The sequence below is a fragment of the Gemmobacter lanyuensis genome, from assembly GCF_014652355.1.
GTDB classification, from domain to species: Bacteria; Pseudomonadota; Alphaproteobacteria; order Rhodobacterales; family Rhodobacteraceae; genus Gemmobacter; species Gemmobacter lanyuensis.
Genome location: NZ_BMYQ01000001.1, coordinates 1 through 24,777 on the forward strand (window position 1 = coordinate 1; position 24,777 = coordinate 24,777).

Here is a 24,777-nt window from a genome sequence, read left to right on the forward strand (position 1 = left end):
GAACCAATGGCGTTCACGGCCTCGATCCAGATCAAGGGCTGGCAGGTCCGCAAGCGCCCGATCGGCATGCGACCGCGCATCGCAGCGGTGCCCTCGGTCGCGAACGCGCCGAACGAGCGCTGGTCCACCGACCTGTGCCGGGTCTGGGCAGGGCGCGACGGCTGGACAACTTTGGCCCTCGTCATCGACTGCCACACCCGCGAGCTGCTGGGCTGGCATCTGTCGCGCTCCGGCAAGGCAACCACTGCCGCCAGCGCATTGGAGCATGTCCCCACAGCGACATGGCAGCGGTTTTCTGCTGCTAATCTTGCCGTGCCTGTCAACATGGTCGAAACTGCAAACTGCGGCATGTATCTTCGCATTAACGCGGGCACAACATTTGACCTAGACTCTTCGCATTGGTGGCGGACAGCTTGAATTCGGGGAGTCGGTTACGGCGCTGCAGAACGCGGCTTCGATCTACGACCTGACCGAACCCGGCGTGCAAGACTGTTACGGTCTGATGTTTGACGGGGTGGATGACTTCCTGCAAACCGGGAACATCGCCTGGGCGACCGATGAGGTGACGGTCACGGCGGGTCTGCGGAAGCTGTCAGATACGGCGCGGGGCATGGTTGCAGAACTCGGTCAGTTTGCGAACACTCAAAACTTCCAGCTGAATGCCCCTACCGCAAGTCTGGGAGACTACGGCTTTTATTCCGCTGGGACAGCAACGGCGGGGCTTGGCACTGCCGCGGCCGCACCCAATACCTCGGTCGTTACCGGACAAGCGAAGCTCACCACAGACACACTTATTCTGCGGCGAAATGCAACACAGGCCGGGACTTCGGCGGTAGATCAGGGGACGGGTTCGGCCTACACCACCAACCCGCTTTATATCGGGATGCGGGCAGGCACGTCCTTGCCCTTCAACGGTATCCTGTTCGGCCTGACTGCCGTGAATGCTGTTCTGGACGCCACGCAGCTTGGAATGGTCGAGCTTTCCACCAACTTCAACACCGGAGGCTTCTGATGCCGAGAGTGACGATTGCTTGTCCCGTCGATCTGCGCGCGGACGCGAACCAGCTGGCGCGCTGCATTGGCCTTGGCCCTGACGATGATCAAACCTATGGCGAGCCTGTTTGGAAGGACGCTGCGGGCAATGCCTATGCCGTTGCCTCGGCCATGGTCGGGGAAGGCTTTGCGGGAGCAGCGACAAGCCCGTTGAGTGAACCGGCTTGTGGCTGCGACCTCGCCGCCGCCGCCCGCGCCCAGGCGAAGATCCGGGTGGGCGGCGCCGCAGATCCGGCCGCACTGGTGGCCGTGTTCTCCGACGATGCCCGCGCTGGTTTGTCCGAGCTGGGCGTCTCGCAGCATATGCAGGAGCTTTGATCCAACACAGGCACCTCTGGCGCTACCCGCATAGACTTGCGGATGGCGCATAGCTCCGGAGGCGCGAAAATTCCTAACTCATTGTTTTTACGTAACTTTGAACTTGCTGCAGTGTTTTGAGGCCGCACGGCAGGCAAAACTCGCCTTAAACTGACCGATAACTCATCTTAACGCGTTGTTTTTACGTAACTTTGAACTGAGCAATGGGATGGGCTGCAACAGTTCCAAGTTTGGCGGTTCGGGTGGGCACTTCCAACGAGGTAAGCCGCTGATTTCATTGGGAGTGACATCTAGACAGAAACCGACTTGGAGCTCGGCGTCCTGTGGTGCAGGGTTAATCTGGCTGCTGCGCTAGTGAATTGCCATAACCTGATGCATTCACGGAAGGCTATGAAATATCGGTGTTTTCCAGACGTTTCCGGACGTTCCCAGCTATTCCCGGATGAAGCCGCCCGTACCCACTCTTTTTGTCCGGTTACAGCAGGCAGCGCATCACAGGATCATGAAGGGAAGAAGTGCAGGTTTCTGTTGCCAGGTACCTGCGAACCCCGCCTTACGCGGCTAAGCGCAAGGGCTTAAGTTTCGGTTACCCGAGCTGCTTACGCAGCCAGAGCGACCGGAGCACGGTTGTCGTTGGCAACTGTACTTTTGGACCGATAACGGTGGTACCTCACCGAGCGAAAGCTGGCCTCTTTAGTCGTTCGTCGATCCTGTTTCGGCCCCCTCCACGCCCAACGAGCGGTGTGTTGGTGGAGCCGCCGGGTACCGCCCCCGGGTCCGATCCGATTATTACAGGTGCGTTTATCGCCATAGTCCGGGCGAACCCGAACATCCCCGATATAGGCCGCGGCGGGGCGTTACGCAAGGGCGGCGCGGCGCAGCAAAAAGGCCCGGACGCCTTGGGCGGCCCGGGCCTTTGCACTGGCATGGGGAAGGGATCAGAAGCCGGCCTTGATGGCTTCGAACTCTTCAATCATCTTGGTGCGGAACTCGGTCGGGACCGGGGTCTGGGCAAAGAGCGTGGTGTTCACCGGATCGACGAAGGCCGCCTTCAGCGCCTCTTCCGGCACGGTCTTCATCGCGGCATCGTTCGCCAGGGCATAGCCGATCCCGTCCAGCAGCGCGGGCGCTGAGCTGGGGGCCAGCATGCTGTTGATGAAGTCATAGGCCTTTTCTTCCTTGCCGGGTGCGTCCTTCAGGTTGACGTAACCGCAGAACCAGGTGGCGGCACCTTCTGCGGGCGACCGCTGAAAGCCCACGGGGAAGTTTTCGTCCTGAAGGGCAGCCACGCCGTCGTTCCAGGACCAGGCCACCAAAACCTCGCCCGTGGCCATCAGCTGTGCCATTTCGGCCGGGTCGGCCCAATAGGCGCGGACATTCGGATGGACTGAGCGCAGCCAGTCGGCGGCCGCCTGGAACTGTTCGTCGGTCACGTTTTCCCAGCTTGTCACGCCGGTGGCGAGGAAGGCCAGCGACCAGACATCATCCGTCGAATCGGGCAGAGAAATGCGGCCCGCATATTTCGGATCGGTAAAGACCTTGAGCGAGGCAACATCTTCGGCCGGGACATCCTTGGTGTTATAAGCAATGGCGGTATAGGCATAGTCGGTCGGAATGAACCAGACGCCCGCATCGTCCTTGAAGATCGGCGAATTCAGCATCCGCGGCGCGATATTGGCGAATTCCGGGATCTTACTGGTATCCCAGGGCTCGATCAGGCCCGCTTCGCGGTAGCGGCCCACATGGGCGGCGCAGGGGTGGGCGAGATCGGTCTTGAAGCCCGACGACACCTTCTGGAAGGCCTCGTCATCATCGGCAAAGAAGGAATAGGTGGGCTTGTCGCCGTTCTTGGCGACATAAGAGGTCATCAGCCCCTCGATATCCCAGCCAGCCCAGTCAAGGACCGTCAGTTCGGAATCGGCCGCGAAGGCGGGCAGGGCAAGCGCCAGCGCCGCGCCGGTCAGCAGGGTCGTGCGAATGGTCATGAAAGCTCCTCGGTCAGGGTGGATGGGCTGCAGCGCGGCCCCGGGGGGCGCACCACTCAGACTGGCCGGAGGCTAAGCGAGCGGCCCGGCCCGCTCAAGCAGAAACTCCGCCCCAAAGCCCTGATGCGGCGGGATTCGTGTAATTTTGATCAAAATTCTTGCGCTCCCGGGGCAGGGGCCTTGCGGGGGGCGGGCGCGCGGGGCAGGATCACCCCGCCATCAGAGGAGCCCGACCATGCCGCTTGATCTTGCCTTTGTCCGCAGCCAGTTTCCCGCATTTGCCAGCGCCGCCCTTGAGGGACAGGCCTTCTTTGAAAACGCGGGCGGGTCCTATACCGCGGGACAGGTGATCGACCGGCTGACGCGCTTCTACCATGACCGCAAGGTGCAGCCCTATGCCCCCTATGAGGCAAGCCGTCTGGGCGGCGCCGAGATGGACGAGGCCCGCGCAAGGCTTGCCGCGCTGATGGGGGTGGAGACGGATGAAGTCTCGTTCGGCCCTTCCTCCAGCGCCAATACATTTGTTCTGGCCAATGCCGTGCGCCAATGGTTGCGCGGGCAAAAGGCCGCCATCGTCGTGACCAATCAGGACCATGAGGCCAACAGCGGCGTCTGGCGCCGGCTTGCCGATGAGGGGATCGAGGTGCGCGAATGGCGGATCGACCCCGAAACCGGCCATCTTGACCCTGCCGCACTGGCGCCCCTGCTGGCGGATGGGGCGGTGAAGATGGTCTGCTTCCCGCATTGTTCCAACGTGGTGGCCGAGATCAACCCCGTGGCGCAGATCTGCGCGATGGCGCGGGCGGCGGGCGCCTTTACCTGTGTGGACGGGGTCAGCTACGCCCCCCACGGCCTGCCTGATATTCCGGCGCTGGGGGCCGATATCTATCTCTTTTCCGCCTACAAGACCTATGGCCCGCATCAGGGCATCATGGTGATCCGACGTGCCTGTGGGGCGGTGCTGCCCAATCAGGCGCATTTCTTCAATGGTGACGTGCTCTACAAACGCTTCACCCCTGCCGGGCCGGATCATGCCCAGGTGGCGGCCTGCGCGGGGATTGCCGATTACATCGATGCGCTGCACGCCCATCACTTTGGCGCCGAGGGTGCCGCCGACCCGGCCGCGCGCAATCGCGCGGTTCATGATCTGATGCGCGCGCATGAAATTGCCTTGCTGCAGCCGCTGCTCGATTACCTTGCCGCCCGCAATGACCTGCGCCTGATCGGCCCGCGCGCGGCCGAGCGGCGGGCGCCTACCGTGGCCGTGGCGCTGGATCGTCTCGCGCTGCCGGTGGCCGAGGCGCTGGCCCCCTTGGGCATCATGGCGGGGGGCGGGGATTTCTACGCTGTCCGCCCGCTTGAGGCGCTGGGGGTCGACCGGGCCAAGGGGGTGCTGCGGCTCTCTTTCGTGCATTATACCGCCCCCGAGGAGGTGACGAAGCTGATCTCCGCGCTGGACCGCGTTCTTGCAGGCTGACCCGCGCGGCGGGGCTTACCCCCTTTCCATCGGGGCAGGCGCGGCCTATGTTGAAGGAGAATTGGAAGAGGTGCTTCATGGCGCGCACGATTGATTATGGCAACCTGATGCATCGCGCGATGCGTGGACTGATCCAGTCTGTGTTGGAGGATGTGGCACAGAACGGCCTGCCGGGCGCGCATCACTTCTTCATCACCTTCGATACCACGCACCCCGGCGTGGCCATCGCCGATTGGCTGCGCGCGCGCTATCCGCAGGAAATGACCGTGGTGCTGCAGCATTGGTTCGATGCGCTGGAAGTCACGCCCGAGGGGTTCTCGGTCACGCTGAATTTCGGCAACGCCCCGGAACCCTTGGTGATTCCCTTTGATGCCGTCCGCACCTTCGTGGACCCTTCGGTCGAATTCGGGCTGCGGTTCGAAACGAACGAGGACATCGAAGAAGACGACGACGAAGAAGAGGACGAGGAGGAGGAAATGGAGGTCGCCAAGCCCCATGCCGCCGAAATCGTCAGTCTGGACAAGTTCCGCAAGTAAGGCGCGTTGCGCCTGAACCCGTGCTGTATACCTCCGTATACCGATTGATTTCCGCGCCCCTTCCTCCTAGAAGGGGCGTGGTTTTTATGGAGGCTTGCACATGACCGCCACCCGCACCGAGACCGACAGCTTTGGCCCGCTGGAAGTCCCTGCCGACAAATACTGGGGCGCGCAGACCCAGCGTTCCATCATCAACTTCCCCATCGGCTGGGAAAAGCAGCCCGTCGCCATCGTGCGCGCGCTTGGAGTCATCAAGAAGGCCTGTGCGCTGGTGAACATCGCGCAGGGCGACATCTCGAAAGAGCTGGGCGAGGCGATTGCCGCCGCCGCACAAGAGGTGATCGACGGCAAGTTCGATGACAACTTCCCGCTGGTCGTGTGGCAGACCGGGTCGGGCACCCAGTCGAACATGAACGCGAACGAGGTCATCTCGAACCGCGCGATCGAAATGCTGGGCGGGGTCATGGGGTCGAAAAAGCCCGTTCACCCGAATGACCATGTGAACATGGGTCAGTCCTCGAATGACACCTTCCCCACCGCCATGCATGTGGCCATCGGCATGATGGCGCGCGATGTGCTGCTGCCGGGTCTGGAAAAGCTGCACAAGGCGCTGGCCGCCAAGGCCGAGGAATTCAAGGACATCATCAAGATCGGCCGCACCCATACCCAGGATGCCACGCCGCTGACGCTGGGCCAGGAATTCGGCGGCTATGCCAAGCAGGTCGAACGCGGGATCGACCGCGTGAAGATGTGCCTGCCGCATATCTACGAACTGGCGCAGGGCGGCACCGCCGTTGGCACCGGGCTGAACACCCGTGTGGGCTGGGACACCCGCGTCGCGGCCCAGATCTCAGAGATCACCAGCCTGCCGTTCGTCACCGCGCCCAACAAGTTCGAGGCGCTGGCCGCGCATGATGCGATGGTCATGTTCTCGGGCGCGCTGAAGACGGTGGCGGCAAGCCTCTTCAAGATCGCCAACGACATGCGTCTGCTGGGCTCGGGTCCGCGCTCGGGCCTTGGCGAGCTGATCCTGCCGGAAAACGAACCCGGGTCGTCCATCATGCCGGGCAAGGTGAACCCGACCCAGGCCGAGGCGCTGACCATGGTTTGCGCCCATGTCATGGGCAATGACGCGGCGGTGGGCTTTGCCGGTTCGCAAGGTCACTTCGAGCTGAACGTCTACAACCCGATGATGTCCTATAACGTCCTGCAATCGATGCAGCTTCTGGGCGATGCCGCCAGCAGCTTCACCGACAACATGGTCGTGGGTACCCAGGCCAATGTGGTGCGGATCGACAAGCTGATGAAGGAATCGCTGATGCTGGTCACGGCGCTGGCCCCCACCATCGGCTATGACAATGCGACCAAGGTGGCCAAGACCGCGCACAAGAACGGCACCACCCTGAAGGAAGAGGCGATTGCCCTTGGCTTCGTCGATGAGGAAACCTTCGACCGTGTCGTTCGTCCGGAAGACATGATCAGCCCCAAAGGCTGATCTGGCCCGCCCTTGCCCTGCGACGCCCGGACCGCGGTCCGGGCGTTTTCTGTTGCGCGGCTGTTTTGCCGGGTTGAAGCCGCCAATCCCGGCGTTAGGTTGACAGATGCGGGCGGATCAACGCCCCGCCACGGGCAGGCACAGAACCTGCAAGGCCCCAAAGGTCAGGAAGGGGAGATGTCGGATGGGAGAGGTCGTCAACCTCAATCGTTTTCGCAAGGAGAAGCGGCGCAGCGAAGACCGCGCCGAGGCCGATGCCAATGCGCTGTGCTTTGGTCGCACCAAGGCGCAGAAAGAGCTGGACCGCGCCCGCGCCGAAAAAGGCAGCCGCGACCATGCCGCCCATCTGAGGAACAATGACCACGAAGACGACGGCGCCTGACCGCATCCCCCTTGCCCGCTGACCCGAACGGAGTTGCCCATGTCGGCGCGCCCGGCGAAACATTCCCTCACCCTGCATGGCCACCGCACCAGCGTTTCGCTTGAGGATGAATTCTGGGCCGGGTTCCGTGCGCTGGCTGCCGCGCGGGCCATGGGCCTCAATGAACTTGCAGCCGAAATCGACGCCGCGCGTAGTGGCGATCTGGGCCTTGCCAGCGCGATCCGCCTTGAGGTGCTGCGCTTCTACCGCGATGGCTGGGCAGGGACCGAACATCCCGGAGGATGACCCAAGGGCAGGCGCGGAAAAAAGCTGTGATCCGATGTCGAAGGGACAGCGTATATTCTTCTGAAGATTGAGGAACTTGCGCAAGATGACGGATTCGCCCCTGATCCTGTGGTTCCGCCGCGACCTGCGGCTGGCCGATCACCCCATGCTGTCGCAGGCGGTGGCCACGGGGCGCCCGCTTCTGCCGGTCTTCATCCTTGACCCCGAAACCGAAGCGATCGGCGCCGCGCCGAAGTGGCGTCTGGGGCTGGCCATCGCCGCCTTTGCCGAAACGCTGGAGCGGATGGGCAGCCGTCTGATCCTGCGGCGCGGCCCCGCGCTTGAGGTTCTGCGCGCGCTGATTTCCGAAACCGGCGCGGGCGGTGTGCACTGGAGCCGGGCCTATGATCCCGCCTCGAAGGCCCGGGACACGGCGGTGAAAACCGCCCTTCGCACCGCAGGGATTGCGGCGGAAAGCCATGCGGGCTTCCTGCTGCACGAACCCTGGACGGTGCAGACCGGGCAGGGGGGCTTTTACCGCGTCTATACCCCCTACTGGAACGCCGTTCGCGGTCGCGATGTGGGCGCGCCCTTGCCCGCCCCCCGCAGCTTGCCTGCGCCTACCGCCTGGCCTGCGTCGGACCGGATCGCTGATTGGCAGATGGGCGCGGCCATGCGCCGGGGGGCGGCCGTCTGCCTGCCCTATCAGGCGGTGGGTGAGGCTGCGGCGCAGACCCGGCTTGAGACCTTCATTTCCACCAAGGTGCAGGTCTATCGAGAGGCGCGCGATTTTCCGGCGCGTGACGCGACCTCGCGCCTGTCTGAAAATCTGACCTATGGCGAAATCTCGCCCCGGCAGGTCTGGCATGCAGGGCAACGCGCCCGGCAGGAGGGAGCTGCGGGGGCCGAGCATTTCCTCAAGGAACTGGTCTGGCGCGAATTCGCCTGGGCGCTGATGCATCACACCCCCCATATCGCCCAGGAAAACTGGCGCGAGGATTGGAAGGATTTCCCCTGGCGCGGCGACAACCCCGATGCCGAACGCTGGAAACGTGGCCAGACCGGTGAGCCTTTCGTCGATGCCGCCATGCGTGAGATGTATGTGACCGGCACCATGCACAACCGGGCGCGAATGATTGTGGGCTCTTACCTCACCAAACATCTGCTGACGGATTGGCGCGTGGGTCTGGATTGGTTCGCCGATTGCCTGACCGACTGGGACCCGGCCGCCAATGCGATGGGCTGGCAATGGGTGGCGGGCTGCGGCCCCGATGCAGCCCCCTATTTCCGCGTCTTCAACCCGGCAGGCCAGGCCGAGAAGTTCGATCCTGACGCCCGCTATCGCCGCCGCTTCATTGCCGAACTCAGCCGCAATCCGGGCGCCGAGGTGCTGTCCTGGTATGCGGCAACCCCCCGGTCCTGGGGCCTGCAACCGGGGGCGGCTTACCCCTTGCCCCTTATCCCGCTGGATCAGGGACGCGCGCGCGCCCTGGCCGCTTACGCGCAACGAAAGGCTTGAGCTATGGACCCGCATGGGAAACACTCGGTTCTGTCACCTGTGGGAGGTGCGCGCATGAGCGACATTTCAGACAAGGCCGAACGGCACGATCTGCCCCGCTACTTCACCCATGTGATGCGGGTGCTGCAAAAGCTGCAGGTCGGGCGGCTGGATTTCGTGCTGCCCGACGGGCGGCGCTTTCGGGCCGAGGGGGCCGCGCCCGGCCCGCAGGCAGAGATCCGCATTCATAATCTTGATATCTTTGCTCGCCTGATCCGCGAAGGCGAGTTGGGCTTTTGCGATGCCTATCTGGACGGCGATTGGGATACGCCCGATCTGCAGGCCTTCATGGATCTGGTGCAGGTGCCGGCCAATAACGCCGTCAACGATGGCTTTCCCGGCATGGGTTTGGTGCGCGCCTATGAAAAGCTGCGCCATGTGCTGCGGTCGAACTCGCGGCGTCAGGCCCGGCGCAACATCTCGTATCACTACGACCTTGGGAATGATTTCTACGCGCTCTGGCTCGACCGGACGATGACCTATTCCAGCGCGCTTTTCCGCGACGGGCAAGAAAGCCTTGAGGCCGCGCAGAATGCAAAATACGCGGCCCTGGTGGATCGGCTGGGGGTGAAGCCCGGCGATCATGTGCTGGAAATCGGCTGCGGCTGGGGGGGCTTTGCCGAATATGCGGCGGGGGTGCGGGGGTTGCGGCTGACCTGCCTGACCATCTCGCGCGAGCAATATGAGTTTGCCGTGGCGCGGATGGCGCGGGCAGGGCTGTCTGACCGGGTGACGATCAAGCTGCAGGATTACCGCGATGAACGCGGCACCTATGATGGCATCGCCTCGATCGAGATGTTCGAGGCCGTGGGCGAGAAATACTGGCCGGTCTATTTCGCCGCCGTGCGGGACCGGCTGAAGCCCGGCGCGCGCGCGACGCTGCAAATCATCACCGTGCCGGACCACCGCTTTGCCGCCTATCGCAAGACGGTTGATTTCATTCAGAAATACATCTTCCCGGGCGGGATGCTGCCCTCGCCTTCGGCGCTCAGGTCGCAGGCCCAGCAAGCAGGGCTGCATGTCACCGGATCGGCGGAATTCGGCGAAAGCTACAGCCAGACGCTGCGCCGCTGGTATGACACCTTCAACCAGCGCTGGCCCGAGGTGGCGCGCCTTGGCTTTGATGACCGTTTCCGCCGGATGTGGAATTTCTACCTCACCTCTTGCGCGGGCGCGTTTGAGGGCGGAAACTGCGACGTGACACAGATCACCGTAACGCGCCCGGCCTGAACCAGGGGCGCGACCAAGCGCAGGGGGCAGGATGCCGACGGCCGGAAAACTTGCAGGGGCGGTGATCTTTGCCGCCCTCGGATATGTCATAGCCGAGGCCTATGCCATGAACCTGCCACCGGGCACGGCCTTTCCCGCCTTCGGTGCGGGGCTGGCGCTGCTGGGGCTGATCTGCGGCTGGCGCATCGTCGGCGCGCAGGCGCGCAGCGGTCTGGTCGGCGCGCTGAACGGGGGGCTTCAGACCGCGGTCACGATGGTGTTCCTTGGGCTGTTCTTCTTTTCAACCTGGCAGATGATCCTGAAATCGCTGCGGAAAATGTATGATGGCCCGTTTGAGGCCGTGGTCGGGATTTTTGAGATGATGGTGGAATATGGCAGCTATGCCATGACGCCTCGGGTGCTGGGGCTGATGGTCGTGGGCGGCTTCGTCTGCGGCTGGCTGACCGGGATGATCGGGCGTCGTTACCCATGACCGACCTTTTCTTCTACGGCACGCTCTGCCACCTGCCGCTTCTGGAAACCGTGCTGGCCCGTCCGGTTGACGTGGAACCTGCGACCCTGCCGGGCCATCGCGTGCAGTGGTCGGCGGAAGGGGCCTGGCCCGTTCTGGTGCCAGATCCGGGGGCCGCGGCCCAAGGGATGCTGTTGCGGGGCGCCACGGCCGAGGATCTGGACCGGCTGGATTACTATGAAGGCGGCTTTGGCTATGAAACGGCCCTTCTGCGCTTGGCGGCGCCGGAGGCAGAGGCGCTGGTCTATCTGCCGCCCGCCGGGGCGCCGGTTGCGGGGCCTTGGTCGTTGGCCGATTGGCAGCGTGACTGGGCCGAGGTTGCGGTTGCCACGGCTGCCGATGTCATGGCGCTGCGCGGGCAGCGCGCGGCGGCGGATGTCGTGCGCCGCTATCGCCTGATGCTCGTGCGTGGGGCAAGCCGGGTGCGGGCGGCCGCGACACCCCCGACCACCCGCCGCCACCGCGCCACCCCCGATGATGTGGTCGTCGAGCGTTTTGCCCAGCCCTATGCCAATTTCTTCGCGATCGAGGAATATGACCTCCGTTTCCGCCGCTTTGACGGCAGCCTGAGCGACAGGATCAACCGGGCAGTCTTTGTTTCGGGCGATGCGGTGACGGTGCTGCCCTATGATCCCGCCCGCGACCGCGTGCTGGTGATCGAACAGTTCCGCGCCGGTCCCTATGGGCGCGGCGATCCGCAGCCCTGGCTGATCGAGGCGATTGCCGGGCGCATCGACCCCGGCGAAACCCCCGAAGAGGCCGCGCGGCGCGAGGCCGAGGAAGAGGCGGGCCTGCATCTGGGGGCGCTGGAAAAGGTCGCGCAATATTACGCCTCGCCGGGGGCCAAAAGCGAATACCTCTATTCCTATGTCGCGCTCTGCGACCTGCCCGACGGGGTGGAGGGCGTCTTTGGCGTTGCGGGAGAGGCCGAGGATATCCGCGGCCATCTGATCAGCTTTGACGCCTTCATGGGGCTGGTTGCCAGCGGTGAGGTCGACAATGCCCCGCTTCTGGTGACAGCGCTGTGGTTGCAGCGCGAGCGCGCGCGGCTGCGGGCGGGTCAGGCGCCGGGGCCGTAAACCCGCGCCTCGGGCGGGCTGGCGTCCAGCAGGGCTTGCAGGATCGTGCGCAAGGCGGTTTCCGCGCGGTTCGGGCGCTGGCCGGGGTTCAGCACCAGATGCACGTCGATGGCGGGCGGGTCGTCATGGGGGGGCAGCCGCCAGAGCCGCCCTTGCGCCACATCCTCTGCCGCCACATGCAGGGGCAGGGGGCCTATGCCGATCCCGGCCAGGATCATGCGGCGCACCTCTTCAAGATGCGTGGCCTGACCCACCGGGCCCGACAGGCCCGCGCGCTGACGCAGGTCTGCCACCGCCGCCAGCGCATCACCCAGACGGTCGGTCAGAAAGCTGACTGCGGCATGGCCCGCAAGATCCGAAAGGCCGACGTCGCGCCCAAACAGCGGATGGGGCGGCCCACAGAAAAGCCCAAAGAATTCGCGGTAAAAGACCCGCGTCTCAAGCCGCGCCGGCGGATCGGTCAGCAGGCAGATCGCAAGGCTCGCCTGTTGGTTCGCCACCCGCGCCACCGCCTCGCGCGAGGAGAGAATGTCGATCGACAGCGTGGCCTTGGGGAAGTCCGCATGAAACCGTTGCAACGCCTGATCCAGCAAAGGCGAGACGACATGCGAGGCGAGCGCGAGGCTCACCTCACCCGCAACCTCGCCCGCGGCCTCTTCCATCGCAAGGCTGGCGCGCAGGATGGCCGCGCGCACGGCCTCGGCCTCGGGCAACAGGGCCTGCCCCTGCGGTGTCAGTTGGAACGCCCCCGGTGCGCGGTCGATCAGGCGATGGCCTGCCCGATCCTCAAGCCGTTTCAGCGCCTGACTGACCGCGGGTTGCTTCAGGCCCAGCCGGTCGGCGGCCCCGGTGATGGATCGCGCCTCGGCCAGCGCGAGGAAGACGCGCAAAAGGCTCCAATCCAGATCACGGGCGAAGATTTCGGCGGGGGACAAGCGGCGCATGACATTGATCTTATCAATGCGTATGATTTTGACAATCGATTTTGAGAATGAAAGCCCTTCCGACATAGTCAGCGCAGCACCGCCAGACCTGTTGGGAATCCCGCCGATGAGCCACCTGTTCTACCTTTCTACCGCCGCTCGCCCCATGCTCGACCGGGCCGAGGGCATCTATATCTGGGACACCGCCGGGCGGCGCTTCATCGACGGCTCGTCTGGCGCGATGGTCAGCAATATCGGCCACAGCAACCCGCGCGTGCTGGCTGCGATGAAGGCGCAGATGGATCGGGCGACCTTTGGCTACCGGCTGCATTTTGAAACCGAACCGGGGGAACGTCTGGCGGAAAAGGTGGCCAGCCTGTGCCCCGCGGGGATGGAGAAGGTGTTTTTCGTTTCGGGCGGGTCCGAGGCGTTGGAAAGTGCTGTGAAGCTGGCCCGGCAATATGCCGTTGTCACCGGGCAGGGCGCGCGCTGGAAGGTGATCTCGCGCTTTCCCTGCTATCATGGATCAACCCTCGGGGCGCTGTCGCTGACGGGCTATGATCCCCTGACCGATCCTTTCCGCCCCCTGATGGTCGAGATGCCCAAGATCCCGGCGCCGCGCGCCTATCTGGATGGGCTGGACATGGACGACCCCGCCACCGGCGAACATTATGCCGCGATGCTGGAGGCGAAGATTCTGGCCGAGGGGCCGGACACCGTGCTGGCCTTCATTCAGGAACCCGTGGGCGGCGCCTCGACCGGGGCGCTGGTCCCGCCGGCAGGCTACATGCAGGCGGTGCGGCGGATCTGCGACCGCTACGGCATTCTCCTGATCCATGACGAGGTGATGAGCGGCGGCGGTCGGGTCGGTGCCTTCCTTGGCGGTGATCTCTGGGGGGTGGTGCCGGATATTCTGGCGATTTCCAAGGGGTTCGGGGCAGGCTATGCACCGCTGGGGGCCATGGTTGCACAGGAACGGATTGTCGATGCGGTGCAGGGGGCGGGTGGCTTTCTGCACGGTCATACCTATGCGGGCAACCCGCTGGCCTGCAGCGCAGGTCTTGCCGTTTTGGAAGAGATCGAGCGGCAGGACATGATGGCCAATTGCCGCCACGTCGGCACCCTGCTGAAGGCGCGGCTTGAGGCGCTGATGCAGCGTTTCGGCTTTATCGGCGATGTGCGGGGCAAGGGGTTGCTTCTGGCGTTCGAACTGGTGGCCGACCGGCAGACCATGGCACCCCTGCCGCCCGATCTGCGCGCCTTCAACACGCTGGTCGAACTCGCCTACGAGGAACAGCTGATCATCTATTCCCGCCGCACCCGCGGGGGGCGGTCGGGCGATCACTTCCTGCTGTGCCCGCCGATGATCACGACCGAGCCGCAGGTGGACGAGATCATGGAGAAACTGACCCGCGCGCTGACCCGCTTTGCGGATGCCCATGTGCAGGCGGGGCAGCTGGCATGAAGATCATCATTTCCTGCGCGATCACCGGGTCGATCCATACGCCCTCGATGTCGCCCCATCTGCCCTACCGGGCCGAGGATATTGCCGCACAGGCGGTGGGAGCGGCAGCAGCGGGGGCGGCGATCCTGCATCTGCATGCGCGTAACCCCGACGATGGCCGCCCCTCGGCCGATCCGGATCATTGGCGCGGCTTTCTGCCCGCGATTTCGGCCGGGACGGATGCGGTGGTGAACATGACCACCGGAGGGTCGGCGGTGATGACGCTGGATCAGCGTCTGGCCGCCCCCCTGACCTTTGCGCCGGAAATGTGCAGCCTGAACATGGGGACGATGAACTTCGCGCTTTATCCCATGGCGGCCAAGCCCCGCGACTGGCGCTTTGACTGGGAAGAGCCGTTCTTGCGGGGCAGCGATGATCTGGTCTTCAAGAACACCCCGCGCGACATTGCGGGCGTCTTGCAACAGATGGGGGCCGAGCGCGGGGCGCGCTTCGAATTCGAATGTTACGACGTGGGGCATGTTTACATGTTGCGCCATTTCGTCGATCGCGGGCTGATCACCGGGCCGATCTTCCTGCAATTCGCCATGGGCGTGCTGGGCGGCATTGCGGCAGAACCCGAACATCTGCTGCATCTGAAACAGACGGCCGACCGGCTGTTTGACCGCTATGAATGGTCGGTGCTGGCGGCCGGACGGCGGCAGTTCGACATGGCCGCGCTGGCCGCCACAATGGGCGGGCATGTGCGCGTGGGGCTGGAAGACAATCTCTTTCTTGCCAAGGGCGTGTTGGCGCGGTCGAATGCCGAACAGGTGGAAAAGGTGCGCGGCATCGTCGAGGCGCTGGGGCGCACGGTCGCCACGCCCGATGAGGCCCGCGCCCTGTTGGGCCTGAAAGGCAAGGTGGACTTCGCATGATCCGGGCGGCAACGGGGGCGGATGCGGGGCGTGTGTTTGCGGCGCTTTGCGATCTGGCGGCAGAGATGGACGATCCCTTCCGCAGCGACCTGCGGCAGGTCAGCCGTGCGCTCGACAGTGGTGCCGCGCGCGCCATGCTGGCCGATGACGGCGCGGCGGGCGTGGCGCTCTGGTCGCCGTTCCTGTCGACCACGCGGGGGGCGACGGGGGCCTATGTCAGCGATCTGTGGGTGGCCGGGGATCAGCGTGGCAGCGGTCTGGGCATGCGGCTTCTGGCCGCGGTGCGCGATGCGGCGGCGGCGGAGTTCGGCGCAGTGTTCCTGCGGCTTGCGGTCTATGATGACAATGCCGCCGCGCGGCGGTTCTATGACCGGCTGGGCTTTCGGCCCAAGCCTGATGAAATCTGGCTGACGCTGGAAGGCCCGGCGCTGGAGGCGCTTGCATGAAAGCTTTTCTCGACCCCCGCCAAAGCGCGCATGACCCGCAGATGTTCATGGCCAATGGTACCCGTCTGCCCAATCCGGAAAAGCCCGCGCGGATCGGCATGCTCCGCGCCGGGGCCGAGGCGGCAGGGGCCCGCTTTGCCGCCCCGCGCGACTTCGGCATGGGGCCGATTGCCGCCGTGCATACACCGGAATATCTGACCTTCCTGCAGACCATCCACCCCCGCTGGCAACGCATCGCAGGCGCGGCGGATGAGGTGATCCCCAATATCCACCCCGATCGCCGCATGGTGAATTACCCCAAATCGGCGGTGGGGCAGGCGGGTTATCATCAGGCCGATACCGCCTGCCCGATTGCCGCCGGCACCTGGGAGGCGGCCTATTGGTCGGCGCAGACCGCGCTGGCCGCCGCCGAAACCGTGACGCTGGGCGCGCGGGTCAGCTATGCGCTCTGCCGTCCGCCGGGGCATCATGCCTTTGGCGATCTGGCGGGTGGGTTCTGCTTTCTGAACAATTCGGCCATTGCCGCCCAATGGCTTCTCAGCCGTGGATTGCGGCCTGCGATCCTGGATGTAGACGTGCATCACGGCAATGGCACGCAGGGGATTTTCTATCAGCGGGGCGATGTGCTGACGGTCAGCCTTCATGCCGATCCCGACCGCTTTTACCCCTTCTTCTGGGGCGGCGCGCAGGAACGGGGCGAGGGCGCGGGGTTGGGCTGCAACCTGAACCTGCCGCTGGCGCGTGGCACTGATGATGATGGTTATCGGGCGGCGCTGGCCACGGCACTGACCCGAATCCGGGCCTTTGGCGCGGATGTGATCGTGGTGGCGCTGGGGCTTGACGCGCATGAGGATGACCCCTTCCAGGGCCTGCGCGTCACCACGGACGGCTTCACCCGCATCGCCAATGACATTGCCAGCCTTGGCCGCCCGCTCGTCGTGGTGCAGGAGGGGGGCTATATGCAGCCCAAGCTGGGGCACAATCTGACGGCCTTCCTCCGGGGGCTGGCCTGACCGGCCCCGGGGAAAATCCGCATTGGCGGCGGGAACCGTTACCGCTCACACACAGTTGCGTGAGAGCACTGTCACAAAACTCGCAACCGCGACGGATCTTTCCCATCTGACAGTGAAACCGGGTATCCTGATCACGGGGGTGCCCGCCGAAAGGCGGGGTCTTGTCACCGTGGCAGGCGATACCTAGATTTGCCAGTCCCGCGCGGGGACAACATCCGCCGGGGCCAGAGAGGGTCAGACGATGTCGAGTTACGCCAATCTTCCCGCACCCAGCCCGGAACAGGGCCTGAACCGCTACATGCAGGAAATCCGCAAATTTCCCCTGCTGGAGCCGGAAGAGGAATATATGCTCGCCAAGGCTTGGGTCGACCATGAGGACCCGAAGGCGGCCCACCGCCTTGTGACCTCGCACCTCAGGCTCGCGGCGAAAATCGCCATGGGCTATCGCGGTTACGGCCTGCCGCAGGCCGAGGTGATTTCCGAAGCCAATGTGGGGCTGATGCAGGCGGTGAAGCGCTTTGATCCCGACAAGGGTTTCCGCCTTGCGACCTATGCGATGTGGTGGATCCGTGCCGCGATCCAGGAATATATCCTGCGGAGCTGGAGCCTTGTGAAACTCGGCACCACCTCGGCGCAGAAAAAGCTGTTCTTCAATCTCCGCAAGGCGAAAGCCAAACTTGGCGCGCTGGAGGAAGGGGATCTTCGGCCAGAAAACGTGGCCCAGATCGCCCGCGACCTGTCGGTCAGCGAGGATGAGGTCATCGACATGAACCGGCGCCTGTCGGGGTCGGATGCCTCTTTGAACGCGACCGTGGGCTCGGATGGCGATTCGTCGACCCAGTGGCAGGACTGGCTGGAAGATGAGGACAGCGATCAGGCCGGCGCCTATGAAGAGCGTGATGAGCTGGATGCCCGCCGCGGCCTTCTCGCGCAGGCCATGACCGTGCTGAACGACCGCGAGCGGGACATTCTGGTGCAGCGTCGTTTGGCGGAAGAGCCGGTTACGCTGGAAGATCTGTCCGAAAGCTATGGCGTCAGCCGGGAACGCATTCGCCAGATCGAGGTGCGCGCCTTTGAAAAGCTGCAGGCCCGCATGAAGGAACTGGCCCGCGGCAAGGGCATGTTGATCGAGGCGTAAGCCCCCCGGCAATCTATCCCACAGGGGCGGCCTTCGGGCCGCCCCTGTGCATTTTCGGCCCCGTAATGCGAGGTCGGGTCGCACATCTGCCCTGTCATGCCGCAAAGTGACCGGCCTTCCTCGCCGCCAGATTGCAAATGTGATTTCGCGGGGCTTTACTTCGCGTCGGATATGGTGTCCAAAGCGTCGTATTCGGCGCATCATGCGGCGCTGCGGCATTCCACGGGGCAGGAGGCGTTGATCCCGCGGGCGGCTGTCATTACCAACGTCGCATCCAAATCAAGGACGATGCCCATGACCATGCTCGAAACCTTCCTGAAACCGATGCACCCCGAAGGCTACAAATTCGTTGGCGCCTTCGGTGTTGCGACACTGATCCTGTTCTGGATCTGGGAACCGCTGGGCTGGCTGGGCCTGGGCCTGACGGTGTGGTGCTACTACTTCTTCCGCGATCCCAAGCGCGCCGTCCCGCAGGGCGAGGGTCTGATGGTCAGCCCCGCCGACGGGATCGTGTCGCTAATCGAACGCGCCGTGCCGCCGGCCGAACTGGGCATGGGCCCCGAACCGCTGCTGCGTGTGTCCGTCTTCATGTCGGTCTTCAACTGCCATGTGAACCGCGCGCCCATCGCGGGGCGCCTGGTCAAGATGGCCTATCGTCCGGGCAAATTCCTCAATGCCTCGCTCGACAAGGCCTCGGTCGACAATGAACGCAATTCGCTTTGCTTTGAACTGGCCGACGGGCGCCAGATCGCGGTGGTGCAGATCGCAGGTCTGGTCGCCCGCCGCATCGTCCCCTTCGTGAGCGAGGGGCAATCCCTCCGGACCGGCGAACGCTTTGGCCTGATCCGCTTCGGCAGCCGCGTCGATGTCTACCTGCCCGACGGCGTGGTGCCGCTGGTGGCGCTGGGGCAGAACATGGTCGCGGGGGAAACGGTCATGGCCGAACTGGGCCGCGACCTGCCGCAACGTCTGGCGCGGATGGTCTGATCCATGGATCCCCGTGCGCGCCGCCTGTCGATCATCGGGCTGCTTCCGAACATGCTGACGGTCGGCGCGCTCTGCGCCGGCATCACCGCGCTCCGCTTCGCGATCGAGGGGCATTTCCGCATCGCGCTGATCCTGATCCTGCTGGCCGCCATCATGGATGGTCTGGACGGGCGCCTTGCCCGCCTGCTGCGGAGCGAAAGCCAGATCGGCGCCGAACTCGACAGCCTGTGCGATTTCGTCAATTTCGGCGTGGTGCCGGGCGTCATCCTCTGGCTCTGGGCGCTGCAGGACATGAAGGCCGCAGGCTGGATTGCCGTGCTGATCTATGTCGTTTCCTGCCTTTTGCGGCTGGCGCGGTTCAATCTGGGCAATCGCGCCATCGACAAGGCGGCCGAAAAGTCGGGCTTTCAGGGCGTGCCGTCGCCTGCGGGCGCAATGTTGGTCTTCCTGCCGATGTTCGCCGCCTTCGCGGTGGATGAAACCCAGCCCTTCTTCGATGGGATGATCGCGCTCTACATGGCCTTTGTCGGGGCGCTGATGATCGGCCGCTTCCGGACGCCCTCATTCAAGAAGGTCAGCTTCCAGGCCGAATACGTGCGCTATGTGGTAGTGGGCTTTGCTGCCTTGCTCGCGGCCTTGTTCGCATATCCCTGGGCCACGCTGGTCGCGCTGGATCTGATCTATGCCTGTGTCGTGGTGGCAAGCCTGCTGCGCCGCACCCCGAAAGCCGAGAGGGAGGAGCCATCGGATGGAGCTTGAGGCCGTTACCAAGTCATATGCGCGTTGGGCGCCGGTCTATGACCGCACCTTCGGCGCCGTGACCCATGCCGGGCGCCGCCGCGCCACAGGATTTGCCAATCACGTGGGCGGAACGGTGCTTGAGGTGGGCGTCGGCACGGGGCTGGCGCTGCCCTTCTATGCGCCGCATATGCAGGTGACGGGGATCGACTTCTCCGAGGAAATGCTCGCCAAGGCGCGCGAGAAAGTGGCCGAACAGCGCATGGCGCATGTGCGCGCCCTGCGGCAGATGGATGCCCGCGCGCTTGATTTTGCCGAGGGCAGCTTTGATACCGTCTGCGCCATGCACATCATGTCCGTCGTCCCCGAACCGGAATGCGTGCTGTCGGAAATGGCCCGCGTCTGCAAGCCGGGCGGGCATGTTCTGATCGTCAACCATTTCGCGGCCGAGGGCACCGGCGCAATGGCGCGGCTGGAACGGCTGATGGCGCCGCTGTCGGATCTGCTGGGCTGGCACAGTGATTTCGCCCGCGCCCGCGTACTGGGCGACCTGCGGCTTCAGCTGGTCGAGGAAGATGCTCTGCCGCCCCTCGGCCTGATGACCTATCTGCGCCTGCGCCGCCTCGACTGATCTGCACCGGGGGTGGCGCCCGATGTTTGCGCTAGCAGCCGCCCCCGCTGCCGGATAATCTGCCCGCGATCTGCTGGGAGGACATATCCATGACACTGCGCTGGGGCATTCTCGGGGCCGCGAAATTCGCGCTCCACCATATGGGACCCGCCATTCACGCGGCCAAGGGCGCCGAGCTGGTGGCACTGGCCACCGCCTCGCCCGACAAGGCCGCGGAATTCGCGACCTTCGCACCTGGCCTGCAAAGACATGACAGCTATGATGCGCTGTTGGCCGATCCCGGTATCGATGCTGTTTACATCCCGCTGCCCAACCATCTGCACCTCGAATGGTCCCTGCGCGCGATCGCTGCGGGAAAACATGTGCTGACGGAAAAGCCCATGACGATGGCAGCGGCCGAATTCGACCAGCTCATCGCCGCCCGCGATGCCAGCCGTCGTCTGGTGGCCGAAGCCTATATGATCGTGCATCACCCGCAGTGGCAGAAGGCCCGTGACCTGATCGCCGATGGCGCCATCGGCCGGATCGAACATGTCGACACCGCCTTCTGCTACGACAACCGCGCCGAACCCAGCAATATCCGCAACCGCGCCGAAACCGGCGGCGGCGGCATCCGCGACATCGGCGTCTATACCTATGGTTCGGTGCGCTTCGCCGCCCAGGCCGAACCCGTGGCGCTTGAGGCCCGGATCCGCCGCGAAAACGGCGTCGATACCTTCGCCCAGGTGGCGGGTGAAATGGAGGGGCCGGACGGCAGCTTCACCTATTCCGCCATCACCTCGATGCGCCTCTTCCCGCGGCAGGAGGTCGTTTTCCAGGGCACCCGCGGCCTGATCCGCCTGACCGCCCCCTTCAACGCAGGCCTCTTCGGCGAAGCGCAGCTCGAACTCCACCGCGGCGGCGGTCAGTCCGAGCTGTTCCGCTATTCGGGCGTGAACCAATATGTGCTGCAGGTCGAAGCCTTCGGTCGCGCCGTGCTCCAAGGCACCGCTTACGGCTGCCCCCTCGAATTCTCCAAGGGCACGCAAGCGATGATCGACAGGGTCTTCGAGGCGGAACGCGCGATCTGATCGCCCAGCCGGGCAGGGGGCTCGCCGCCCCCTCTTGGCCTGCGGCCAATTCACCCCGCGGATATTTTTAGACAGAAAATGGAAAGAGCCCCTATTTTCTGTCCTTAAATATCCTCTGGGGGTTCGGGGGGCGAAGCGCCCCCGAGGCTGCGGCAGCGGAGCGCCGTCAGCGGATCAGGTGCCCATTGACCCATGTCGCATGGATCGCCCGGTCATCGCCCATCATGATCGTGGGGAAGATGGCCTGCCAAAGTGTTTCGGCCCTGGCGCTCGCCTGCGCGATGGCGGGGGTGGAGGCGAGGTCGAGGATGATCAGATCAGCCTCGAGGCCCGGTACGACATTGCCGATCTGGTGATCGGCCCGCAGGCTGCGCGCCGAGCCCTGGGTTGCAAGCCACCAGAGTTCCGCCGGATGCAGGGCATGGCCCCGCAACTGGCCCAGTTCATAGGCCGCAGCCATTGTCCGCAGCATCGAGAAGGACGAGCCGCCGCCGGTATCCGTTGCAAGGCCGATCCGGTGGCCTGCGGCCATCAGCCCGGCCATGTCGAATATCCCCGATCCGATGAAGGTGTTCGAGGTCGGGCAGTGGATCAGGCTCGCATCCACTTCGCGCAGGCGGTCTTTTTCGCGCGCCTCGAGGTGGATCGCATGGCCATAAAGTCCGCCCGGCCCGAGCAGGCCGAAGTGTTCATAGGTATCGAGATAATCCCGGGCTGAAGGGTAGAGGCCCCGGACCCAGGCGATTTCATCGATCTGTTCGCTCAGATGCGTCTGCATCAGGCAGTCCGGGTGTTTCGCCCAAAGCGCGCCGAGGGCTTCCAGCTGATCGGGCGTCGAGGTGGGCGAGAAGCGCGGCGTGATGACATAGGACAGCCGGTCCACGCCATGCCAACGCGCGAGAAGCCGCGCGCTATCGTCATAGGCGCTCTGGGCGCTGTCGCGCAGGCCCTCCGGGGCGTTGCGGTCCATGCAGGTCTTGCCCGTCCAGATCCGCTGCCCCCGCGTCTGTGCGGCTGTCATCAGCGCGTCGACTGACGCCGGATGGATGGTCGCGAAGGAGCAGACCGAGGTCGTCCCATGGGCCAGCGTGAGGTCCAGATAGCGCGCTGCGATCTCGGCCGCATAGGCGGGATCGGCAAAGCGCATTTCCTCGGGGAAGGTATAGGTGTTCAGCCAGTCGATCAGCCGCTTGCCCCAGCTTGCGATGATGGCTGTCTGGGGGAAATGCACATGGGCATCGACAAAGCCCGCAGAAATCAGCCGCTGCCCGTAATCGGTGACCCGGGCGCCGGGGTGGGCTGCGCGCAGTTTGGCCGCGGGGCCCACCGCAAGGATGCGCTCCCCTTCGATCACGAGGCCTTCCTCGAGCCGCGCGGCCTCGGGCCCTGCGACAAAGGGATCGGCGGTAAAGGACAGCACCTGCCCCAGCAGAAGATCGGTCATCCTGGTCCCCGATGGTTCATTCCAAGCGAAACCTATCCTAGAACCGCCACCCGCTTGCGTAAATTTCCAGCTGCACCCTGTTTCCTTGAAACAGCTTCGCATAAGGTCGCGCCAATGAGACGGAGGCATGATGGCGGAGCGGCAGGTCATTTTGGAGGCGGAAGACGATGAGGCGCTGGATCCGCGCCGTGTTGCCGCGATTCTCGACGCGGTCGAGGCCGGAGATGCCGCGCGCTTGCGCGATCTGGCCGAGCCGTTGCACGCCGCCGATATCGCCGACCTGCTGGAACAGATCTCGCCCGCGGACCGGCGCGATCTGCTGGGGCTCTATTCACCGGAAATCGATGGCGACATCCTCTCGGAACTCGACGAATCGATCCGCGAAGAGGTGATCGAGGCACTCCCGCGCGAGGTCATCGCCGAGGCCGTGCGCGAGCTGGAAACCGATGACGTCGTTGACATCCTCGAAGACCTCGAAGAGCCGCAGCAAGAGCTGATCCTCGGCGCGCTGGAGGATGCCGACCGCGTCGCGGTGGAACGCGCACTCTCCTACCCGGAATACTCCGCCGGCCGCCTCATGCAGCGCGAGGTCGTGGTCGCCCCCCATCACTGGACGGTGGGCGAGGCGATCGATTTCCTGCGCCAGTCGGAAAACCTGCCCGACCAGTTCTACCATGTCATCCTGATCGACCCGCGGATGAAGCCGCAGGGCTATGTCACGCTCGGGCGACTTCTTTCCTCGCGCCGCGACGTGGCGCTGCGCGACATCACCGAAGACAGTTTCCGCACCGTTCAGGCGACCGAGGAAGAGGCCGAGGTCGCCTATATCTTCAACCAGTATCACCTGATCTCCTGCCCCGTGGTGGATGAGAATGACCGCCTTGTGGGCGTGATCACCATCGATGACGCGATGAACGTGCTGGATGAGGAACATGAGGAAGACATGCTCCGCCTTGCCGGGGTGGGGGACGAAAGTTCCATCGCAGATGGCCTGGTGGCGACCGTCCGCAGCCGCTTTCCCTGGCTTTTCGTCAACCTGATCGCGGCGAACCTCGCGGCCCTGGTGATCTCGCATTTCGAGGCGACCATCGCCTCGCTGGTGGCGCTCGCGGCGCTGATGCCCATTGTGGCCTCCATGGGCGGAAATGCGGGGACGCAGTCGCTCACCGTGGCGGTGCGCGCGCTGGCCACGCGCGACCTGACCGGCTCCAACGCCTGGCGCGTCATCCGACGCGAGGCGGGCGTGGGCCTGATCAACGGTCTGGCCTTCGCCTGCATCATGGGGGCGGTCGGCTCTTTCTGGTTCGGCATGCCGATGCTGGGCGCCGTCCTCGGGGCCGCCTTGATCTGCAATCTCTTCGTCGCGGCGCTTGCAGGCACGATTGTGCCGCTTCTGCTCGATCGGCTGGGCCTCGATCCGGCATTGTCTTCGGGCACATTCGTGACGACGACAACCGATGTCGTCGGTTTCTTCGCCTTTCTCGGCCTCGCCACGGTGGTACTGACATGACGACAATCACGGAACAGAAGGCTGCCGCGCGCAAGACCGCGTTTGCTGCCCGCAAACTGGCCTTCGCAGCCGGGCAGGGCACTGCAGCCGCCCGCCTCGCCGATTATCTCCGCCCGTATGGCGACAAGCCCCTTGCCGGCTATATGGCCATGCGAACCGAAATCGACCCGGCCGCGGCCATGGCGGCCCATGCGGGCCCGGTGGGCGTTCCGGTCATCCTCGGCCCCGGACAGGCCCTGAAGTTCCGCCGTTGGACCCCGGATTGCACCATGATCACCGGCGACTTCGGCGCCCTCATCCCGGCCGAGGGCGACTGGATCGAACCTGAGGTGCTGATCGTCCCCCTCGTCGCCTGGGATCGCCGCGGCTTCCGCCTTGGCTATGGCGGCGGCTTTTACGACCGCACCCTGGAAGGGCTGCGCGCCAAACGCCCCACCCTGGCCATCGGCTTTGCCTTCGCCGCCCAGGAACTGCCCGAAGTCCCGGTCGAACCCGTCGATCAGCCGCTGGATGCCATCATCACCGAAGACGCGACCCTGACCTTCCCCTGATCCGGGTCCCCATCTCCTGCGCCGCGCCTCCCCATTTTCTGTCCGAAAATATCCTCGGG

Annotated in this window: 26 protein-coding genes and 1 other RNA gene; 23 read left to right on the forward strand and 4 right to left on the reverse strand. The window is 64.5% G+C overall.

Annotated elements, in window-relative coordinates:
* The 3 genes from IE101_RS19705 to IE101_RS00015 form a co-directional block, all read left to right on the forward strand.
* A partial coding sequence (locus IE101_RS19705; protein ID WP_229803977.1) for a DDE-type integrase/transposase/recombinase occupies positions 1-417 on the forward strand: 417 nt, incomplete at its 5' end.
* Between the two features lie 64 nt (positions 418-481).
* Positions 482-1,012, forward strand: a complete 531-nt coding sequence (locus IE101_RS00010; RefSeq protein WP_189631761.1) for a hypothetical protein — start codon at positions 482-484, stop codon at positions 1,010-1,012.
* Entirely contained in the window at positions 1,012-1,371 is a 360-nt protein-coding gene (locus IE101_RS00015; RefSeq protein WP_189631762.1) for a hypothetical protein, read from the forward strand. Before IE101_RS00010 ends, IE101_RS00015 begins: the two co-directional genes overlap by 1 nt.
* 514 nt (positions 1,372-1,885) lie before the next feature.
* On the opposite strand, the gene ssrA is transcribed toward IE101_RS00015, so the two are convergent.
* Positions 1,886-2,240: a transfer-messenger RNA gene (ssrA, locus tag IE101_RS00020) on the reverse strand.
* A 69-nt stretch (positions 2,241-2,309) separates the two neighbouring features.
* Positions 2,310-3,356: an extracellular solute-binding protein gene (locus IE101_RS00025; RefSeq protein WP_189631763.1), complete on the reverse strand. Its 1,047-nt coding sequence runs from the start codon at positions 3,354-3,356 to the stop codon at positions 2,310-2,312.
* A 235-nt stretch (positions 3,357-3,591) separates the two neighbouring features.
* Between IE101_RS00025 and IE101_RS00030 the strand changes: the two genes are divergently transcribed.
* From IE101_RS00030 to IE101_RS00070, 9 genes are all read left to right on the forward strand, one after another.
* The gene (locus IE101_RS00030; RefSeq protein ID WP_189631764.1) at positions 3,592-4,833 is read left to right on the forward strand and encodes an aminotransferase class V-fold PLP-dependent enzyme; all 1,242 of its coding nucleotides are present in this window, start codon (positions 3,592-3,594) and stop codon (positions 4,831-4,833) included.
* A gap of 77 nt (positions 4,834-4,910) precedes the next feature.
* Positions 4,911-5,369 carry an SspB family protein gene (locus IE101_RS00035; RefSeq protein ID WP_189631765.1) on the forward strand — a complete coding sequence of 153 codons (459 nt, stop codon included), beginning with the start codon at positions 4,911-4,913 and terminating at the stop codon, positions 5,367-5,369.
* Positions 5,370-5,469: 100 nt separating this feature from the next.
* A complete protein-coding gene (gene fumC, locus IE101_RS00040; protein WP_189631766.1) occupies positions 5,470-6,864 on the forward strand; it encodes a class II fumarate hydratase in 1,395 nt (464 codons plus the stop codon).
* A gap of 184 nt (positions 6,865-7,048) precedes the next feature.
* Positions 7,049-7,246: a DUF4169 family protein gene (locus IE101_RS00045; protein WP_189631767.1), complete on the forward strand. Its 198-nt coding sequence runs from the start codon at positions 7,049-7,051 to the stop codon at positions 7,244-7,246.
* 39 nt (positions 7,247-7,285) lie between these two features.
* Positions 7,286-7,531, forward strand: coding sequence for a ribbon-helix-helix domain-containing protein (locus tag IE101_RS00050; protein WP_189631768.1), 246 nt, complete (start codon positions 7,286-7,288; stop codon positions 7,529-7,531).
* A gap of 85 nt (positions 7,532-7,616) precedes the next feature.
* Positions 7,617-9,029, forward strand: a complete 1,413-nt coding sequence (locus IE101_RS00055) for a cryptochrome/photolyase family protein (RefSeq protein ID WP_189631769.1) — start codon at positions 7,617-7,619, stop codon at positions 9,027-9,029.
* Between the two features lie 54 nt (positions 9,030-9,083).
* Positions 9,084-10,298, forward strand: a complete 1,215-nt coding sequence (locus IE101_RS00060) for an SAM-dependent methyltransferase (protein WP_189631770.1) — start codon at positions 9,084-9,086, stop codon at positions 10,296-10,298.
* A 31-nt stretch (positions 10,299-10,329) separates the two neighbouring features.
* On the forward strand, positions 10,330-10,770 hold the full coding sequence (locus tag IE101_RS00065; RefSeq protein ID WP_189631771.1) for a TrgA family protein: 441 nt from the start codon (positions 10,330-10,332) through the stop codon (positions 10,768-10,770).
* Positions 10,767-11,888, forward strand: coding sequence for an NUDIX domain-containing protein (locus tag IE101_RS00070; protein ID WP_189631772.1), 1,122 nt, complete (start codon positions 10,767-10,769; stop codon positions 11,886-11,888). The genes IE101_RS00065 and IE101_RS00070 overlap by 4 nt, the downstream gene beginning before the upstream one ends.
* On the opposite strand, the gene IE101_RS00075 is transcribed toward IE101_RS00070, so the two are convergent.
* Positions 11,870-12,832 carry a LysR family transcriptional regulator gene (locus IE101_RS00075; RefSeq protein ID WP_189631773.1) on the reverse strand — a complete coding sequence of 321 codons (963 nt, stop codon included), beginning with the start codon at positions 12,830-12,832 and terminating at the stop codon, positions 11,870-11,872. The genes IE101_RS00070 and IE101_RS00075 overlap by 19 nt on opposite strands.
* A 106-nt stretch (positions 12,833-12,938) precedes the next feature.
* On the opposite strand from IE101_RS00075, the gene IE101_RS00080 reads away from it, so the two are divergent.
* From IE101_RS00080 to IE101_RS00120, 9 genes are all read left to right on the forward strand, one after another.
* Positions 12,939-14,276, forward strand: a complete 1,338-nt coding sequence (locus IE101_RS00080; RefSeq protein ID WP_189631774.1) for an aminotransferase family protein — start codon at positions 12,939-12,941, stop codon at positions 14,274-14,276.
* On the forward strand, positions 14,273-15,190 hold the full coding sequence (gene kce, locus IE101_RS00085; RefSeq protein WP_189631775.1) for a 3,5-dioxohexanoate:acetyl-CoA acetone transferase: 918 nt from the start codon (positions 14,273-14,275) through the stop codon (positions 15,188-15,190). The genes IE101_RS00080 and kce overlap by 4 nt, the downstream gene beginning before the upstream one ends.
* The gene (locus tag IE101_RS00090) at positions 15,187-15,636 is read left to right on the forward strand and encodes a GNAT family N-acetyltransferase (protein ID WP_189631776.1); all 450 of its coding nucleotides are present in this window, start codon (positions 15,187-15,189) and stop codon (positions 15,634-15,636) included. Before kce ends, IE101_RS00090 begins: the two co-directional genes overlap by 4 nt.
* The gene (locus tag IE101_RS00095; protein ID WP_189631777.1) at positions 15,633-16,649 is read left to right on the forward strand and encodes a histone deacetylase family protein; all 1,017 of its coding nucleotides are present in this window, start codon (positions 15,633-15,635) and stop codon (positions 16,647-16,649) included. The genes IE101_RS00090 and IE101_RS00095 overlap by 4 nt, the downstream gene beginning before the upstream one ends.
* 241 nt (positions 16,650-16,890) lie before the next feature.
* Positions 16,891-17,787: an RNA polymerase sigma factor RpoH gene (gene rpoH / locus IE101_RS00100; RefSeq protein WP_189631778.1), complete on the forward strand. Its 897-nt coding sequence runs from the start codon at positions 16,891-16,893 to the stop codon at positions 17,785-17,787.
* A gap of 288 nt (positions 17,788-18,075) precedes the next feature.
* A complete protein-coding gene (locus IE101_RS00105; protein ID WP_189631779.1) occupies positions 18,076-18,774 on the forward strand; it encodes a phosphatidylserine decarboxylase in 699 nt (232 codons plus the stop codon).
* 3 nt (positions 18,775-18,777) lie between these two features.
* Complete coding sequence (locus IE101_RS00110; RefSeq protein WP_189631780.1) at positions 18,778-19,533, forward strand: CDP-alcohol phosphatidyltransferase family protein; 756 nt, start codon at positions 18,778-18,780, stop codon at positions 19,531-19,533.
* A complete protein-coding gene (locus IE101_RS00115) occupies positions 19,523-20,143 on the forward strand; it encodes a class I SAM-dependent methyltransferase (protein ID WP_189631781.1) in 621 nt (206 codons plus the stop codon). The genes IE101_RS00110 and IE101_RS00115 overlap by 11 nt, the downstream gene beginning before the upstream one ends.
* An 83-nt stretch (positions 20,144-20,226) precedes the next feature.
* Positions 20,227-21,213 (forward strand): Gfo/Idh/MocA family protein, encoded by a 987-nt coding sequence (locus IE101_RS00120; RefSeq protein ID WP_373296056.1) that lies wholly within the window; start codon positions 20,227-20,229, stop codon positions 21,211-21,213.
* Between the two features lie 166 nt (positions 21,214-21,379).
* On the opposite strand, the gene guaD is transcribed toward IE101_RS00120, so the two are convergent.
* Complete coding sequence (guaD, locus tag IE101_RS00125) at positions 21,380-22,657, reverse strand: guanine deaminase (protein WP_189631783.1); 1,278 nt, start codon at positions 22,655-22,657, stop codon at positions 21,380-21,382.
* Between the two features lie 127 nt (positions 22,658-22,784).
* On the opposite strand from guaD, the gene mgtE reads away from it, so the two are divergent.
* Together mgtE and IE101_RS00135 are read left to right on the forward strand one after the other, a co-directional pair.
* The gene (gene mgtE / locus IE101_RS00130) at positions 22,785-24,167 is read left to right on the forward strand and encodes a magnesium transporter (RefSeq protein WP_189631784.1); all 1,383 of its coding nucleotides are present in this window, start codon (positions 22,785-22,787) and stop codon (positions 24,165-24,167) included.
* Positions 24,164-24,718, forward strand: a complete 555-nt coding sequence (locus IE101_RS00135) for a 5-formyltetrahydrofolate cyclo-ligase (protein ID WP_189631785.1) — start codon at positions 24,164-24,166, stop codon at positions 24,716-24,718. The genes mgtE and IE101_RS00135 overlap by 4 nt, the downstream gene beginning before the upstream one ends.
* Positions 24,719-24,777 lie beyond the last annotated feature (59 nt).